Source organism: Stenotrophomonas sp. STEN023, from assembly GCF_056760135.1.
The window spans coordinates 1-16,300 of sequence record NZ_JBRREF010000100.1 but is presented as its reverse complement, the minus strand read 5'-3'; the positions used below and the strand labels follow the sequence as shown (position 1 = coordinate 16,300).

At 64.6% G+C, this 16,300-nt stretch carries 15 protein-coding genes; 10 read left to right on the top strand and 5 right to left on the bottom strand.

The features are described 5' to 3' along the window. Window positions 1–159 precede the first annotated feature (159 nt). The 3 genes from ACVOLV_RS19730 to ACVOLV_RS19720 all read right to left on the bottom strand — a co-directional run bounded on the left by ACVOLV_RS19730 (window position 160) and on the right by ACVOLV_RS19720 (window position 3,497). The gene (locus ACVOLV_RS19730) at window positions 160–750 is read right to left on the bottom strand and encodes a cysteine dioxygenase family protein (protein ID WP_481555836.1); all 591 of its coding nucleotides are present in this window, start codon (window positions 748–750) and stop codon (window positions 160–162) included. A 56-nt stretch (window positions 751–806) separates the two neighbouring features. Then, complete coding sequence (locus ACVOLV_RS19725) at window positions 807–2,411, bottom strand: carboxylesterase/lipase family protein (protein WP_481555835.1); 1,605 nt, start codon at window positions 2,409–2,411, stop codon at window positions 807–809. A 99-nt stretch (window positions 2,412–2,510) separates the two neighbouring features. Beyond that, the gene (locus tag ACVOLV_RS19720) at window positions 2,511–3,497 is read right to left on the bottom strand and encodes an alpha/beta hydrolase (RefSeq protein ID WP_481555834.1); all 987 of its coding nucleotides are present in this window, start codon (window positions 3,495–3,497) and stop codon (window positions 2,511–2,513) included. 140 nt (window positions 3,498–3,637) lie between these two features. Between ACVOLV_RS19720 and ACVOLV_RS19715 the strand changes: the two genes are divergently transcribed. The 9 genes from ACVOLV_RS19715 to ACVOLV_RS19675 all read left to right on the top strand — a co-directional run bounded on the left by ACVOLV_RS19715 (window position 3,638) and on the right by ACVOLV_RS19675 (window position 13,716). Then, entirely contained in the window at window positions 3,638–4,465 is an 828-nt protein-coding gene (locus tag ACVOLV_RS19715) for a 2-keto-4-pentenoate hydratase (RefSeq protein WP_481537926.1), read from the top strand. 37 nt (window positions 4,466–4,502) lie between these two features. Continuing rightward, window positions 4,503–5,507 (top strand): TRAP transporter substrate-binding protein, encoded by a 1,005-nt coding sequence (locus ACVOLV_RS19710; protein WP_481555833.1) that lies wholly within the window; start codon window positions 4,503–4,505, stop codon window positions 5,505–5,507. A gap of 13 nt (window positions 5,508–5,520) precedes the next feature. After that, complete coding sequence (locus ACVOLV_RS19705) at window positions 5,521–6,057, top strand: TRAP transporter small permease (RefSeq protein ID WP_481555832.1); 537 nt, start codon at window positions 5,521–5,523, stop codon at window positions 6,055–6,057. A gap of 3 nt (window positions 6,058–6,060) precedes the next feature. Continuing rightward, on the top strand, window positions 6,061–7,344 hold the full coding sequence (locus tag ACVOLV_RS19700) for a TRAP transporter large permease (RefSeq protein ID WP_303748160.1): 1,284 nt from the start codon (window positions 6,061–6,063) through the stop codon (window positions 7,342–7,344). 88 nt (window positions 7,345–7,432) lie between these two features. Then, window positions 7,433–9,010, top strand: a complete 1,578-nt coding sequence (locus tag ACVOLV_RS19695; protein ID WP_481555831.1) for a family 43 glycosylhydrolase — start codon at window positions 7,433–7,435, stop codon at window positions 9,008–9,010. A gap of 24 nt (window positions 9,011–9,034) precedes the next feature. Beyond that, the gene (locus tag ACVOLV_RS19690) at window positions 9,035–10,111 is read left to right on the top strand and encodes a LacI family DNA-binding transcriptional regulator (protein WP_481555830.1); all 1,077 of its coding nucleotides are present in this window, start codon (window positions 9,035–9,037) and stop codon (window positions 10,109–10,111) included. 218 nt (window positions 10,112–10,329) lie between these two features. Next, window positions 10,330–11,085, top strand: a complete 756-nt coding sequence (gene kduD / locus ACVOLV_RS19685) for a 2-dehydro-3-deoxy-D-gluconate 5-dehydrogenase KduD (protein ID WP_481517474.1) — start codon at window positions 10,330–10,332, stop codon at window positions 11,083–11,085. Between the two features lie 514 nt (window positions 11,086–11,599). After that, window positions 11,600–12,238, top strand: a complete 639-nt coding sequence (locus ACVOLV_RS19680) for an RpiB/LacA/LacB family sugar-phosphate isomerase (RefSeq protein WP_481555829.1) — start codon at window positions 11,600–11,602, stop codon at window positions 12,236–12,238. Between the two features lie 302 nt (window positions 12,239–12,540). Further along, on the top strand, window positions 12,541–13,716 hold the full coding sequence (locus ACVOLV_RS19675) for a GDSL-type esterase/lipase family protein (RefSeq protein ID WP_481555828.1): 1,176 nt from the start codon (window positions 12,541–12,543) through the stop codon (window positions 13,714–13,716). A 34-nt stretch (window positions 13,717–13,750) separates the two neighbouring features. Here the strand turns inward: ACVOLV_RS19675 and ACVOLV_RS19670 are convergent, their stop codons facing one another. Beyond that, window positions 13,751–14,320, bottom strand: a complete 570-nt coding sequence (locus ACVOLV_RS19670; RefSeq protein WP_481555827.1) for a hypothetical protein — start codon at window positions 14,318–14,320, stop codon at window positions 13,751–13,753. A 61-nt stretch (window positions 14,321–14,381) separates the two neighbouring features. Next, window positions 14,382–15,308: a LysR family transcriptional regulator gene (locus ACVOLV_RS19665; RefSeq protein WP_481555826.1), complete on the bottom strand. Its 927-nt coding sequence runs from the start codon at window positions 15,306–15,308 to the stop codon at window positions 14,382–14,384. 137 nt (window positions 15,309–15,445) lie between these two features. Between ACVOLV_RS19665 and ACVOLV_RS19660 the strand changes: the two genes are divergently transcribed. Next, window positions 15,446–16,156, top strand: a complete 711-nt coding sequence (locus ACVOLV_RS19660) for a pirin family protein (RefSeq protein WP_481555825.1) — start codon at window positions 15,446–15,448, stop codon at window positions 16,154–16,156. Window positions 16,157–16,300 lie beyond the last annotated feature (144 nt).

Here is a 16,300-nt window from a genome sequence, read left to right as displayed (position 1 = left end):
GGCCGTGGTCGTGCGTGCGCGGCGCGCCCCCGTCTCCCCCCGCCCGGCCCCCCTCCCCCCTCCCCCCCCCCCCCCCCCCCCCCCCCCCCCCCCCCCCACTACGGTGTTGCTTGCATTGCTGGCTTCGCGGCTTACGCCGCTCCTAAAAAAAACGCCAGGTCACGCATCCAGGCCCAGCTCTTTGCACTCACGCGCATACCAGCGTGGGGCGTCATCAATCGGCTGGAACACGTGGCTGCGCTCCATCACGCGCTGGTAGACGTGCACCGAGATCGCAATCCGCTCGGCGTCGCTGTTGCGCAGCGTATGGAATTCATCCGGCGGAATCAGGTTGCCAGCGCTGCCCTTGCAACCGTGCAGGCACTCGCGTGGCGCGAACTGGTAACGCTCACCATCGCGCTCCAGCATCCGGTATGGGGTGATCTCCAAGCTGCCCTGCCATACGCCCTCCACGCACCACAGGCCATCGTGGTCATGCAGCGGCGTGCCCTGCCCCGGCCCCCAGGTCATGGCGATGATGCTGTAGCCATGTTCCGGGCTGCGGTAGATCTCGCGGCGTGCGTAGTGATCGTGCACGGGGGCGTGCACGCAGGCCGGCAGCACGATCTGCGGATCGCGGATGGCGCGTTCCAGCACGGCCTGCACCTGGGCGACCGTGCTGTGGGTATCGCTGGCCTGCAAGGCGGCGTCGATACCGTCCAGCAGGCGTTGGCGGCCAGCAAATTCGGGATGCGGCGATTGCAATGTCATCGCCGCAGTCTAGGCAAGGCAGGTAAAGATTCCGTTGAAACTATCTGCCGGAGACGTCAGAAGGTGCCGCGCTGGATGAAAGGCGCCTGCTGGTAGAGCCGCCGCTCGCCGCCGCGCGGGTCGTCCATCTGCCGGCTTTGTGTGTCGAACAGCATCGTTTGTCGGCGTTCCAGGCCGTATTGCTGCCAGTGCGGCAGGCCGGCGTGGTTGGGATCACCGCTTCGCGCGAAGGCCAGCAAGGCATCACTCATCGTGTCGGCAAGCTGCTGCATCGCCGCACCGTTGCCGGTGCGGGAGCCGGGCTGGGTGTTGTTGTGGAACACCAGCGGGATATCCAGGGTATGGAAGGCACGCAGCCTGGCGGCATCGCCATCACGGTCATAACCGTCCAGCTGATACGCCCAGGTCGGTGCGCCCTGGCGCGCACGTGCCTCCAGCTCTTCCACCGCACCGCGCCAGGAGCGTCCGGCGGTGGTGGCGGCGAAGAACACGTCTGACGGCGTGTACTGCGGATACAGGCGGCGGTATTCGGCGATCACCACCGACGGCAGCAGGTCCACGTATTGCTGGGCTTCGAGCTTGGCCGGCAAATCCTCCCAGCTCAGTTCGAAGTTCTTCGGATCGTTGCCGAGGAAGGCGCGGGTCTCGTCGTGGGTGTTGCCGATCACCATCGGGATGGCCGCCGATTGCTGTGGCGCCTGCGGCCAGAACGGATGCACCGGCAGGTTGCGCGCGTCCAGCACCGGACCGACGTAGAGGCTGCTGTTTTCCACGCGCGAGGGATCGCGCACCTTCACCGCGTCCAGCAGTTGCTGCATCGGCATGCGTCGCAGTGCCTCGGGATCAGCCTTGAGGTGATCGAGCACCAGCTGCGCGCGTTGCGTGGCCGCACGCGGGCCGGCGGCGGTGGCCTGCTGGCCGCTCATCGTCCAGGCGCGGTGGAACAGGCCCCTGGCCGCAGGCATCGCCATCAGCGTGGCGATCTTGGCGCCGCCGCCGGATTGGCCGAACACGGTGACGTTGTTGGCGTCACCGCCAAACTCGGCCGCGTGTTGGCGCACCCATTGCAGCGCCTGGATCAGGTCGAGCTGGCCGACATTGCCGGAGTCGGCAAACGTGCCATCGCCGAGCTGGGCCAGATACAGGTAGCCGAACAGGTTGAGGCGGTGATTGACCGTGACCACCACCACGTCGCCGCGTCGGCTCAGGTTGCCGCCGTCGTACAGCGGGTCGCTGCCGGAGCCGTTGTTGTAGGCGCCGCCGTGGATGTAGAACAGGATTGGCCGCTTGCGGCCGTCACGCAGTGCCGGCGTCCACACGTTGAGGTAGAGGCAGTCCTCGCTGCCCGGGCCTTCGCTGCCGCCCTGTGGGGCAGCGGCGGCGTAGTCGAGCGCATCGCGTATGCCGCGCCAGGGCTGCTCCTGCAGGGCCGACTGGAAGCGGCGTGGCGCGGTGTCGGCGCCGTAGGGGATGCCGCGGAATACGTGCGTGCCGGATTCTGTCTGGCCGGCGAGGCGGCCGCTGCGGACGCGGGCAATCGGGCTGGCTGGAGTGTTGGCCCAACTGGAGTTGCTGAGGGTGGCAAGGCTGGTTGCTGCGGCCAGCAGGGTGGTTTGCTGGAGGAAGCTGCGGCGGGTGGGGTTGTTTGGGGTTTGCGGCATGGTGGCTGTCTTCTAGCAGGCGGCTGATTGGTGCGGGGGGCTGATGGTTTCCCCCTCTCCCCAACCCCTCTCCCGCAAGGGGAGAGGGGCTTGAGAGCGCTACTTCGGCTGAGGTATCTGTGATGCCATCCAGCTCAAGGCCAGTTGTGGCCATGCCGCTGTCGTGAGGCCCGCTGTGCCGCGTGTGCCGAAGCCGTGGCCGCCGTGTGGGAACAGATGCATTTCGCTGCTGATCTTTGCGCTGCGCAGGCTGTCGTAGAACAGGAGGCTGTTGCCTGCCGGTACTACCTCGTCATCGGCGGCATGCAGCAGGAAGGTCGGCGGTGTGTCGGCGCGGACCTGCAGCTGCATCGAGTAGTGCTGCAGCAGTTCGTCGCTGGGCGCGCTGCCGAGCAGGCGTTCGCGTGAACCTGCATGCACGTCGCCGCCGCGCATCGTGATGACCGGGTACATCAGCAGTTGGAAGTCGGGACGTGCGCTCTCAGCATCGATTGCGTCGCTGTGTGGATAGACATTGCGGTCAAAGCCATTGCCCAGCCGCGCAGCCAGATGTCCGCCGGCGGAGAAACCCATCGTGCCGATGCGCTGCGGGTCCAGGCCCCAGTCCTTGGCGCGGTGGCGGATCAGCCGCAATGCACGCTGCGCATCGGCGAGTGCCGCTTCACGGTCGGTACGGCCTTCGCCCGGTAGCCGGTAGCGCAACACGAACAGGGTTACTCCACCCTGCTCCACCAGTGCCGGCACCAGTGCCGTGCCTTCCTTGTCCAGCACGACGCGCTGATAGCCGCCGCCGGGGATCACCAGCAAGGCGCTGCCATTGGGCTTGGCCGGGCGATACGCCACCAGATAGGGCGCGCTGACATGGTCGATATAGCGGTCCGGCAAAGCCGGATCGCTGCTGCGTTCGACGATGCGTTGCGCCTGCGACAGCGGCTTGTCCCCCGGTGCCATGCCTTGCGGCCACAGCGCGATACGGTCAGCCGACCCTGCTGCGGGTTCACCATCGGTGGCGGCCAATACGATTGCCGGAAGCAATCCGACAAAAGCGGCGAAAGCCAGCTGCAACAAGGGTTTCAGTCGAATCATGGGCGTAGCGGTCAGGTCTTGGCTGAGGGCGTGGTACAGGTTCTGGTGCAGTGCACATTGTCAGATGACACCGGTTTACCTTATACAGCCAGTCACAGCACTGTCGATGGGCAGTGCAGCAAAGTCACCAGGAGACGCACTTGAGCAACGACCAAGGCAGCCAGCCGCAGGCGCCAGCCGCGCTGGACGAGATTGCCCGCACTTTTGTGGAAGCACGCCGCGATGGCCGTTCGCTTCCGGATTTCCCCGGTGCGATCCCGGACGACCTGGTCACCGCCTATCAGGTGCAGGATCTGGCGATCGGCCGCTGGGATGACAGCGTGGTCGGCTGGAAGGTGGGCTATATCGCCGCCGAACGCCGCGACAGCTCCGGCGACGACCGCCTGCTCGGCCCGATTTTCAAACGCAATCTCTGGAATGCTACCGGTAGCATCGTGGAGATCCCGGTATTTGAGGCTGCTGGCGGCTTTGCCGCGGTGGAAGCCGAGTACGTGCTGGAACTGCTGGCCGATGCACCGGCCGACAAGCTCGATTGGACCCCGGAAGAAGCCGAAGCGCTGCCGGCCAAGCTCTATATCGGCGTGGAAGTGGCCAGCAGCCCGCTGAAGACCATCAATGTGCTCGGTCCGCGCGTGGTGGTGTCCGATTTCGGCAACAACAACGGCCTGGTGCTGGGTGGCGAAGTGCCGAACTGGACCCGCTGTGATGAGCCGGAACTGCGTGCGCAGACCGAGATCGACGGCGTGGTGGTCGGCACCGGTGGCGCCACCACCCTGCCCGGCGGCCTGCGTGCGGCCTATGCCTTCGCACTGTCGCGTTCGGCCAAGCGTGGCCGGCCCTTGAAGAAGGGCGAACTGATCGCTACCGGCAATGCCACCGGCATCCACGACATCGCCGTGGGCCAACAGGCATTGATTCGCTTCGCCGGTTACGGCGACATTTCCTGCAAGGCCGTGCCGGCCGGGTAATCCCGACCGCCACGGTAGCAACGCGTTGGAGGGCGCTATGGTTACTCGAAGAGGCTTTCTCAAAACCGGCATGGGGGCATTGGCCGTACCGGTACTTGCCGCCTGCTCTGGCGGCGGCAAGGGTGCGGCCGGCGGCAGTCAGCTGCTGACCGCCACCGACGTGCATGTGGCCGACTACCCGACGGTCACTGCGGTGAAGTGGATCGGCGAACAGCTGCTGCGCGAAACCGGTGGCCGCCTGGGTTTGAACCAGTTCCACTCCGGCCAGCTCGGCCGTGAGTCCGAGGCGATCGACATGGCCCGCTTCGGTGCCATCGACATCACCCGCGTCTATTCCGGCGCGCTCAACAATGCGTTCCCGCTGACCCGCGCGCTGTGCCTGCCGTATGTCTTCGACTCGGTCGAACACATGCGCCGCGCGCTCGATGGCGGTATCGCCGATGCGGTGCTGCAGGGCTTTGAAACCCGCGAACTGGTCGGCCTGGCGGTCTACGACTCTGGTGCGCGCAGCTTCTACAACACCAAGCACCCGATCATCACGCCCAAGGACCTGCACGGCTTGAAGCTGCGCGTGGCCAGCTCGGATATCTTCCTGCAGCTGATGCGTCTGTTCGGTGCCAATCCCACGCCGATGTCGCTGGGCGACACGTTCTCCGGCATGGAGACGCACATGATCGACGGCGCCGAGAACAACATGCGCAGCTTCCACTCCAGCCGGCATTTCGAGGCCGCGCATTACTGGTCGGAAAGCCAGCACTCGTACGCGCCGGACATCCTGCTGATGTCGCGCCGCAGTCTGGATGCACTGACCCCATCCGATCGTCGCCTGCTGGTCGATCTGGCGCGTCAATCGGTGCAGGTGATGCGTACCGCCTGGGACGCATCCGAAGACAAGGCCCGCGAGGCGGTACTGGCGTCCGGGGTGAAGTCGAACGCGGTCGACATGCCGGCGTTCCGCGCCGCTGCCGAACCGCTGCTGCGTGACTACCTGCAGCAGGCCGATATCGCCGCGCTGCACCGTCGCATCCGCGACTTCGCCTGAGGGGGCCGTACCGATGTCTGATTCCAACGTACAAGCGGCCCCGGCAGGACTCCAGCGCGTGCTGGAGAAAGTTGCCGACGTGGTCATCTACATCGCCGTCGCCGCCCTGCTTGGGCTGGTGGTGGTGCAGGGCTGGCAGGTCTTCGCCCGCTATGTGATCAATGATTCACCGAGCTGGACCGAACCGGTCACGCTGTTGCTGCTGAGCACGACGATGAGCATGGGTGCGGCGGCCGGTGTGTATACCAACCGCCATTTCGGTTTCTTCCTGTTGGCCGAGCAGATGCACCCGCTGGTCAAGCGCCTGATCGATGCGCTGGTGCCGCTGATCGTCGGCACCATCGGTGGCTTCCTCGCCTGGTGGGGTTGGGTGTTGTGGCTGGACGGCCTGCACATCAAGACCGCCGGTGCCAACCTGCCGCAGAGCGTGAACTACCTGCCGCTGAGCATCGGTGGTGCGCTGATGGCGGTGTTCGCACTCAATCGCCTGCTGTTGTCGCTGCGCGCAGGCGCCGGCACCGCTGCCAACGCTGCTGAAGGGGACCGCTGAGTCATGGGTATCGCAATTCTTTTCGCCGTATTCGGCGTGCTGTTGTTGATCGGCGTGCCGGTAGCCTATGCCTTGGCTGCCGCTGCGCTGGCCACCCTGCTGTACCTGGATATCCCCAGTATCGTGTTGGTGCAGCAGATCTCCGCCGGTACCGGTTCGGCTTCGCTGATCGCCATTCCGCTTTTCATCTTCGCCGGTGAAATCATGATGCGCGGCGGTATTTCCGAGCGTCTGATTTCGCTGGCCTCCTCGCTGGTTGGGCGCATGCGCGGTGGCCTGGGCCAGGTCTCGATCCTGTCCTCGCTGTTCTTCGGCGGCGTGTCCGGCTCGGCCATTGCCGACGTTTCGGCGGTTGGCGGCACGATGATTCCGCAGATGGTCAAGCGCGGTTACGACCGTGACTTCGCGGTCAACGTCAGCATCACCGCCGCCTTGGTGGCGCTGCTGGTACCGCCCTCGCATAACCTGATCCTGTTCTCGGCTGCGGCCGGTGGTGGCCTGTCCATCGCCGATCTGTTCGCCGCAGGCATCGTGCCGGCCTTGCTGATGACGGTGGTATTGATGATCACCGGCTACGTGGTCGCGCGTCGCCGTGGTTACGGCGTGGAAGCCTTCCCGGGCTGGCGCGCGGTGCTGCTGCGGCTGGTTGCCGCCCTGCCCGGCCTCGGCCTGGTCGGCCTGATCTTCTTCGGTATCCGCGCCGGTATCTTCACCGCGGTGGAGTCGGCTGCAATCGCCGTGGTCTACGCCTTGCTGGTGACCACCGTGCTGTACCGCCAGCTGCGCATCAAGGAGTTCTTCGAGACCGTCATCCATGCCGCGCGCAGCACCGGTGTGATCCTGTTCGTGATCGCCACCGCTGCCGTGTTCGGCTGGTTGCTGGCCTACCTGCAGGTGCCGGCGGCGGCGGTGGACTTCCTGCAGTCCTTCGCCCACAGCAAGTACATGGTGCTGTTGATGATCGTGGTGATGCTGCTGTTGCTGGGCACCTTCATGGACCTGGCGCCGATGATCCTGATCTGCACGCCGATCTTCCTGCCGGTGGCCAAGGCCTATGGCATCGACCCGATCCACTTCGGTCTGGTGTTGGTGCTGACCGGCGGCCTCGGCCTGGTCACGCCGCCGGTGGGCTCGGTGCTGTTCATCGGTACTGCCATCGGCAAGATCAGCGTCGGCGAAAGCATGAAGACCATCTGGCCGTTCTGGATGGCCGGCCTGCTGGTGCTGTTGATCGTGACCTTCTTCCCCGAACTGTCGCTGTGGCTGCCGGCCTTGCTGCGTAGCTGATGCATGCACGCTGCGGACAGGTTCGCGCCTGTCCGCAGCCGTGGTTTGACGCTGGCGTATCCGCCGCGCCTTCAACCTGGAGATGTCGATGAACGTGACCCGTACCCTGGCCGCGCTGGCCAGCGCATGCCTGCTGGCCGCCGTGTCGGCCTGGGCTGCAGAAGCACCGACCAGTCCCAAGCGTGGCATCGAGCACCAGCGCATGGCCGATCTGGGCAATGGCAGCTTCCTCAACCCGGTGCTGGCCGGCGACCACCCGGATCCGTCGGTGCTCAAGGACGGTGATGATTACTACCTCACCCTGTCCTCCTTCGATGCCTATCCCGGCCTGCCGATCTGGCATTCGCGCGACCTGGTCAACTGGCAGCCGCTGGGCCATGCCATCACCACCAACGTCGGCGCGATCTGGGCGCCGGACATCATCAAGCACAAGGGCCGCTACTTCATCTACTTCCCGGCGCGCACCGGTGATTCGCGCAGCAACTTCGTGGTCTGGGCTGATGACATCAAGGGGCCGTGGAGCGAGCCGATCGACATCGGCCTGTCCGGCTACATCGACCCCGGCCACGCCGTAGGCGAGGACGGCAAGCGCTACCTGTTCCTGTCCGGCGGCGACTACGTGCAGATCAGCGATGACGGCCTGAGCGTGGTCGGCAAGCCCAGGCATGTCTATGACGGCTGGCGTTACCCGGAAAGCTGGGACGTGGAGTCCTACGCCCAGGAAGGCCCGAAGATCAGCCAGCGCAATGGCTGGTATTACATGACCACCGCGGTCGGCGGCACCGCCGGCCCGCCGACCGGGCACATGGTCATCACCGCACGCTCGCGCTCGATCCATGGGCCGTGGGAGAACGCACCCAACAACCCGATCACCCGCACCGTCGATCGCGCCGAGCCGTGGTGGTCGCGTGGCCATGCGACCCTGATCGAGGGCACCGATGGCCGCGGCTGGATGATGTACCACGGCTACGAGAACGGTTACTGGACGCTGGGCCGGCAGATGCTGCTGGAGCCTATCGAATGGACCGACGATGGCTGGTTCGTGGCCAAGGGCGGCGATCTGGGTGCGCCGCTGCTCAAGCCTTCCGGCGAGGCGCTGCCACACGGCATGGCGCTGTCCGATGACTTCAAGGGCGGCAAGCTCGGCCCGCAATGGTCGTTCTTCAACCCGGCCCGTGACGAGTACCAGCGGCTGTCCTTCGACAAGGACGGCATGCGCCTGCAGGGCAAGGGCACGACCCCGCGTGACAGCTCACCGCTGACTGCCATTGCCGGTGACGTCGCCTATCAGTTCGACGTGGAAATGGACATCGAGCCGGGCGCCTTTGGCGGTGCCCTGCTGTATTACAGTGACCGCCTGTATGCCGGCGTGGGCAGCAATGGCGAGCAGTTCATCCTGCACCGCTACGGCGAGGAGCGCCCTACCCGGCCCCAGCCCAGCGCTACCGGCGGCAAGCTGTGGCTGCGGGTCACCAACAACCGCCACATCCTCACCGTCCACACCTCCAAGGACGGCCACAGCTGGCAGAAGTATCCTGTTCAGATGGAAGTCTCCGGCTACCATCACAATGTGGCGGGGAAATTCCTTGCACTGAAGCCGGCCATCTATGCCGCCGGCAACGGCAAGGTCCACTTCCGCCAGTTCCGCTACCGTGCTCTGGATTGAGTGCGGCCCGATAGAATGCCCGTCATGAACGGTTTCAAGGACATCGCCTTGCGCAAGAAAGCCGACGCCGCCACCACGCCCCAGTCACTGGGGCGGCCCGCAACCATCAACGACATCGCGCGGCTGTCGGGTGTTTCCAAGAAGACGGTCTCGCGGATCATCAACAACTCACCGCTGGTGCGCAAAGACACCCGCGACAAGGTTGAAGCGCTGATGCGCGAGGTCGGCTACACGCCTGATCCGCTGGCGCGTGGGCTGGCGTTCCGGCGCTCGTTCCTGATCGGCATGGTCTACGACAACCCCACCGCGCAATACGTGGTGGACATGCAGAACGGCGCGCTGGACGCGCTGCGTGGCTCCAGCTTCGAGCTGGTGGTGCACCCCTGCGACACCCGCAGCCCCGGCTATATCGAGGGCGTGAAGCGCTTCGTGCAGCAGCAGAAGCTGCACGGCGTGATCCTGGTGCCACGCGCGTCCGAAGACCAGGCACTGGCCGACATGCTGGACGAGATCGGTTGCCGCTTCACCCGCATCGCCGCCCTGCCGCTGGATGAAACCTCGCAGATGGTGATCACCCATGACCGCGACGGCGCCGCCGAAGCGGCCGATTACCTGCTGTCGCTGGGTCACCGCGACATCGCCCTGATCACCGGCCCCACCGCGTATCGTTCGGCGCACGAACGCACCTCGGGCTTTCTGGAAGCACTGCAGCGACGCGGCATCGAGCTGCCACCGGCACGCATCATCGAGGCCGGTTACACCTTTGAATCGGGTGTAGCTGCCGCTGAGAAGCTGTTGCTGGGCAAGCAGCGCCCGACCGCGATCTTCACCGGTAACGATGAAATGGCTGCCGGCGTCTACAAGGTCGCCATGCGTGCCGGCATCAGCATTCCACGCGAATTGTCGATTGTCGGTTACGACGACAGCCCGCTGGCCTCACGGCTGTGGCCGTCGCTGACCTCGGTACGCCGCAACACCCGTGACACCGGGAGAACAGCGGCTGCGATGCTGATCCAGCCCGAGGGCAAGACCGCCATGCCGATGGCCAGCGTGCGCCCGCATCTGATCGTGCGCGATTCCTGCCAGCCGCCGCAGGACTGATTCACCCCAAGTTTTTGTTTTGTAACGGAAACCACTTATCTTGCAGTGCAAAATGACACCGGTTTCCATAATTGGCTAGAATCGCCCGGCAGGCCCGCGGATTGCAGCGGCGGGCCACTGGACAGATGCGCTGACCGGGACCGTCCCGGCGCCATCGCCCCGCTCCGGCACCCGCCGCCGGCAGCACTACCGAACTACCGCTCTGGGAGAGGAACAGCATGACGAATCCATTCAGTCTCGAAGGCAAGGTCGCCCTGGTAACCGGTGCCAATACCGGTCTGGGCCAGGGCATCGCGTTGGCGCTGGCCGCCGCCGGTGCCGACATTGCAGGTGCCGGCATCGTCCCGGCCGACGAGACCGCCGAGAAGGTGCGCGCGCTGGGCCGCCGTTTCCTCAACATCGAAGCCAACCTGATCAGCATCGAGCCGGTTGAGCGCGTGGTTGCCGAGACCATCGCCGGCCTGGGCCGCATCGACATCCTGGTCAACAACGCCGGCCTGATCCGCCGTGCCGACGCCGTGGATTTCAGCGAGAAGGATTGGGACGACGTGATGAACGTCAACATCAAGTCCGCGTTCTTCATGAGCCAGGCCGCAGGCAAGCAGTTCATCGCCCAGGGCAGCGGCAAGATCATCAACATCGCCTCGATGCTGTCCTTCCAGGGCGGCGTGCGGGTGCCGTCGTATACCGCTTCCAAGAGCGGCATTGCCGGCATCACCCGCCTGCTGGCCAATGAGTGGGCAGGCAAGGGCGTGACCATCAACGCCATCGCCCCGGGCTATATGGCCACCGACAACACCGCGCAGCTGCGTGCTGATGAAGACCGCAACAAGGCGATCCTGGACCGCATCCCGGCCGGCCGCTGGGGCAAGCCGGAAGACCTGGGTGGCACGGCGGTGTTCCTGGCTTCGAGCGCGTCGGATTACGTCAACGGCGCGATCATCCCGGTGGATGGTGGTTGGTTGGCGCGCTGAGGATTGAAGGTGGTGGGGCGCAGTTGAGAGGCTGGTAAGAAGCGTAAAGCTGAAGAGCCAGAAGCGCCCTCACCCCTACCCCTCTCCCGCAGGCGGGAGAGGGGAAAGCAAGAGCCAAGGCAGGAGCAGAAGCAACAGCCAAAGCCAAAGCCAAAGCCAAAGCAACAGCCGAAGCAACAGCACAAGCAACAGCACAAGCAACAGCAGAAGCAACAGCAGAAGCAACAGCAGAAGCAAAGGCAGAAGCAAAGGCAGAAGCAAAGGCAGAAGCAAAGGCAGAAGCAAAGGCAGAAGCAAAGGCAGAAGCAAAGGCAGAAGCAAAGGCAGGCGCGGCAGCGACAGCCACAGCCACAGCGATAGCGAGCGCAGGCAGCCAAGCTGCAGTCGCGCGCAGCACAGATTTCCCTTCTCCCGCACGCGGGAGAAGGTGCCCCGAAGGGGCGGATGAGGGGAGCTTCTGCTTTTGCTTCCACCTCATCACCAACAACGTTTCCCCCTAATCGAGAGTCACGCAATGAAAATCGCATTGATGCAGGAGTTCAGCCAGGCCGCCAAGAACCCGGTGGTGCTGGAACAGCTCAACACCGTCGCCGTCGCACAGGGCCACGATGTGTTCAACGTCGGCATGGACGGTGACAATGATCACCGCCTGACCTACATCCACCTCGGCATCTGCGCCGCGCTGCTGCTCAACGCCAAGGCCGTGGATTTCGTGGTTGCCGGCTGCGGCACCGGGCAGGGCGCGATGATGTCGCTCAATGCATGGCCGGGCGTGTACTGCGGCTACTGCATCGAGCCGACCGATGCCTTCCTGTTCGCCCAGGTCAACAGCGGCAACGCGCTGGCACTGCCGTTCGCCAAGGGCTTCGGCTGGGGCGCGGAAATCAACATCCGTTACATCTTCGAGAAGGCATTTGCCGGTGAGCGCGGCCAGGGTTACCCGGCTGAGCGCAAGGAATCGCAGATGGCCAATGCCGGTATCCTGGCGCAGGTGAAGCAGGGCGCCTCCAAGGACTTCGTCGAGGGCCTGAAGTCCATCGACCAGGAACTGGTCAAGCAGGCCGTTGGCGGTGAGCGCTTCCAGAAGGCGTTCTTCGACAACGCGCAGGACGAGAACATCGTCGCCTACGTGAAGAGCGTGCTGGGCAAGTAAGCCCACGCACGTAGTAGCGCCCTTGCGGGCAGACAAGGGCGCCTGCGGGCGCCCTTGTTGTTTGTGGATAGCGATGCACCCAGCGACTCATTCGCAATGTTGGATACCAGCCCTTCTCCCCTTGTGGGAGAAGGTGCCCGAAGAGCCTGCCCCCGCGGAGGCGGGGGGCGGAGGAGGGGAGGCGTGCATCGCACGCGTGCTTCTTGGTGCTGGAACCCATCAAGCCTGCGATCTTCGATCACGTTTCCTCTCCCCAACCCCTCTCCACAAGGGGAAAGGGGCTTCAAGGTGAACAGCAAAGCATGAAGACCTCAGCTTCTCTCCCCATCCTCCTAAGCGCTTTCTTTGCCAGCGCCAAAGCCAACGAACTTCCCCATCGCGTCTTCATAGCAGCAGACTCCACCGCCGCCAGCTATGGCCCGGAACGCGCGCCACAAGCCGGCTGGGGCCAGACGCTGCAGAGCTGGCTCGACGACAGCCAATGGCAGGTGCGCAACCACGCCGTCGGCGGCCGCAGCACCCGCAGCTTCATCGCCGAAGGGCGGCTGGACGCAATCGAAAAGGAATTGCAGCCAGGTGATGTGCTGCTGATCCAGTTCGGTCACAACGATGCCAAGCTGGAAGACGCCACGCGCTACACCGATCCAGACAGCGACTATCAACAGTTCCTCTCACGCTACATCGCCGCCGCACGCGCAAAAGGTGCAACGCCCATCCTGATCACGCCGGTCGCACGCCTGCTCTACGATTTCGGTGCGTTGCTCGACACGCACGGTCGCTACACGCTGGCAATGAAGCAGGTCGCCAAAGCGCAGGACGTGCAGCTGATTGATCTCAATGCGAGTTCGATGGCGTGGATACGCGCGCTGGGCGAGCAGGGCGCCAAGCCCTATTTCATGTTCGTGCCCGAGCAGAACAAAGCCGATGGCACCCATTTCAGCGTTGCCGGTGCAACCGCGGTGGCGTGTCTGGTGATGCGCGGTTGGGTGGAGATAGCGCCACAACTGAAGCCCACGCTCAAGCGTGACATCGATTGTGGTGCTATCAGCGCAGGGCAGGGCGCTGCGAACCCTACGCCGAGCGCCGCAGCCCCTGCAGTTGCCACACCAAAGCAGGATGCAGGCAACCCGCACGGTTCACAGGTCATCCGCGAACAGGACATCGGCCGCCAGCAACCTGGTCCGCACGGCGGTGCCGGTCCAACCACCGCTTACTCGTTCTTCGCCGACGTAGGCGATCTACCGTTTGTGATGCGCAAGCGCGTGCTGCACAAAGACGCGGGCATCGGCCTGCACCCGCAGCACAAGGACGAGATCTACTACATCGTCAGCGGTCGCGGTCTGTACGTGCTGGACGGCAAGCAATACGAGGTCGGCCCCGGCCACGCTCTGCTTACCCGCAGCGGCAGCAGCCATGCCCTGCAACAGACCGGCGAGGACGATCTGGTGGTGATGCTGGCGTACCCGACGGCACGCTGATGGTGCAGCCATGCAGGCCGCCCCATCAAATTACTCACTTGAGCTGTTCAGCGGTGCCTTTCTCAAATCTGGCGCGGATGGCGTTGGCCATGCCTTCCACGTCGCCGGAGAGCAACATTCGCCAGCTATCGCCGTAGGGCCTCATGCTGACAACCTCCATTTTTGTGAGGCGTATGGCACCGATGCTGACCGTGTTGCGGGTGACCATGTGAACCAGGGCGCCTTCGTTTACGGATCCAAGGAACTGCTGCTCCTCGATCTGCACGGCAGCACCTCCCATCTGTGCTTCAGCGAACTTCATGATGCCGGCCATGAAGGTGTCTGCGGGCATTTGGCGAACGCTCTCAACGGATGCATCGCCGCCGAAGTAGATATGCAGGAGTGCAGCGCTGCTTTCGGTCTGCTCTTCGGTCAGCAATGGCGCGAACATGGACTTGAACCGCTGCAATTCCTCCGGATGGATGAAATCCGTCATTGCGGCCATGCCGCGCGCGTTGATTGCTTCCTTGTAGGCGCGACCGACGTCTTCAGGTGTCTGTTCGGCACGCGCAGCGTTTGGCAGGAGGCCAACCAGCAACAACGTCGTGATCCAAAGTGCTTTCATCAATGCTCCATGCGTGATGTGGCCGGCTTGACCAGTAGGGAAGCGACAAGAATAGCCAGAATCACGGAGTGGCAGGGGTTGCCGCCCAAGGTTCCTTCTCCAGGCGCTGCGCCAGGTAATCGATCAAAGCCTGTACCCGTGCCGGCCGGTGCAGGCCGGGCGGGGAGATGATGCTCAGCGCCAAAGGCTCGACCTTCCAGTCGTCCATCACGGTCTGCAGCTGGCCATCGCGCAGTTGTTCCCAGACCAGGAATTCCGGCTGCAAGGCCAGGCCAAGCCCTGCCTGCAGGGCGGCATCGAATATCTCGGCATTGTTGGCCTGCAGTTGGCGCGGCACGGTCTGCGCGAACTCGCCGTGGCGCGGGTGGCGGAAGCGCCAGGTGTTGCCGCTGCGGGTATAGCTGTATTGGAAACCGCGATGCTGGGCGAGATCACGCGGGTGGGTGGGCCGCCCGTGTGCCTCGAAGTAGGCCGGCGACCCGACCAGCAGGATGCGGACCTGGCATAGCTGGCGTGCGCGCAGGCTGGAGTCGGCCAGCGTGGAGATGCGCAGCGCCATGTCGAAGCGCTCGGCCACCAGATCCACCATCTGGTCGCTGAGCTGGATATCCAGCTCCACGTCCGGATGCGCCTGCATGAACCCCGGCAGCAACGGTGCCAGCCGCGACACGCCGAACGACATCGGTGCCGCCAGCCGGATCAGGCCGCGCAGCGCCGCCGAACGATCGGCTGCTTCGGCTTCCACCGCCTCGCCCTCGTCGAGGATGCGTGCTGCCCGATCCAACGCCGCTTCACCGGCAGCGGTCAGCGACATGCGCCGCGAGGTGCGATGGAACAGGCTGGTGCCGATGCGCATCTCCAGGCGGGTGATGGCCTTGGAGACGGTGGCCTGCGACAGCTGCAGCTCCTCGGCGGCGCGGGCGAAGGAGCCGGCTTCGGCGACCTTGGCGAAGATGGCCCAGGCTTCCAGGTCAGGCAGGCGGTTCATGGCAGCGGCTCGCAGGGCAGGGCGGGGCGATCATCTCATAAATGGAAAGAATGCATTTCCATACTTTCTATTCTCTGCATCGAGGTGCAGGCCTAGACTTTCCCACATCGAAACCCCACCGCCTTCAGGAGAACGCCATGATTGAACGTCGCCCATTTGCCAGCCTTGGTGGAGCCAATCACGGCTGGCTCGATGCCAAGCACCATTTTTCGTTTGCCGAGTACCAGGACAGCAAGCGCATGAACTGGGGCACGATGCGGGTCTGGAATGACGACATCATCCAGCCCGGCACCGGCTTCCCGCCGCACCCGCATGCCGAGATGGAAATCATCACTTACGTCCGCGAAGGTGCAATCAGCCACAAGGACGATCAGGGCAATCAGGGCCGTACCGAAGCCGGCGACGTGCAGGTGATGAGCGCCGGCACCGGCATCCGCCACGCCGAATACAACCTGGAAGCAGGTGTCACCAAGATCTTCCAGATCTGGATCTTCCCCGACCAGCGCGGTGGCAAGCCGTCCTGGGGCAGCAAGCCCTTCCCCAAGGGCGAGCGCTCGGGCCGCTTCATCACCCTGGCCAGCGGTATGGAAGGTGATGACGATGCACTGCCGATCCGCGCCAATGCCCGCGTGCTGGGCGCGACGCTGAAGGCCGGCGAGAGCACCGAGTACCACTTCACCGACGCCAACCGTTACGGCTACCTGGTGCCGAACACCGGCAAGGTCGAGGTCAGTGGCGTGCTGCTGGAGGCCCGCGATGGCGCAGCCATCACCGGCGAGAGCAGCATCCGCATCACCGCACTGGAAGACTCCGAGCTGGTGCTGGTGGATACCGCGGCGCTGAAGTAAGCAAAAACCGGGGTCAGAGTCGGGTTTCCATTTGCTCAAGCGGTGCTCCGGTGCTGCGGTACCCGGGCCGGGGGGGGGGGGGGGGGGGGGGGGGCGCCCGCACCCCGAGCGGGGGGGGGGGTGTGTTTTTTGTGGGGGGGGGCG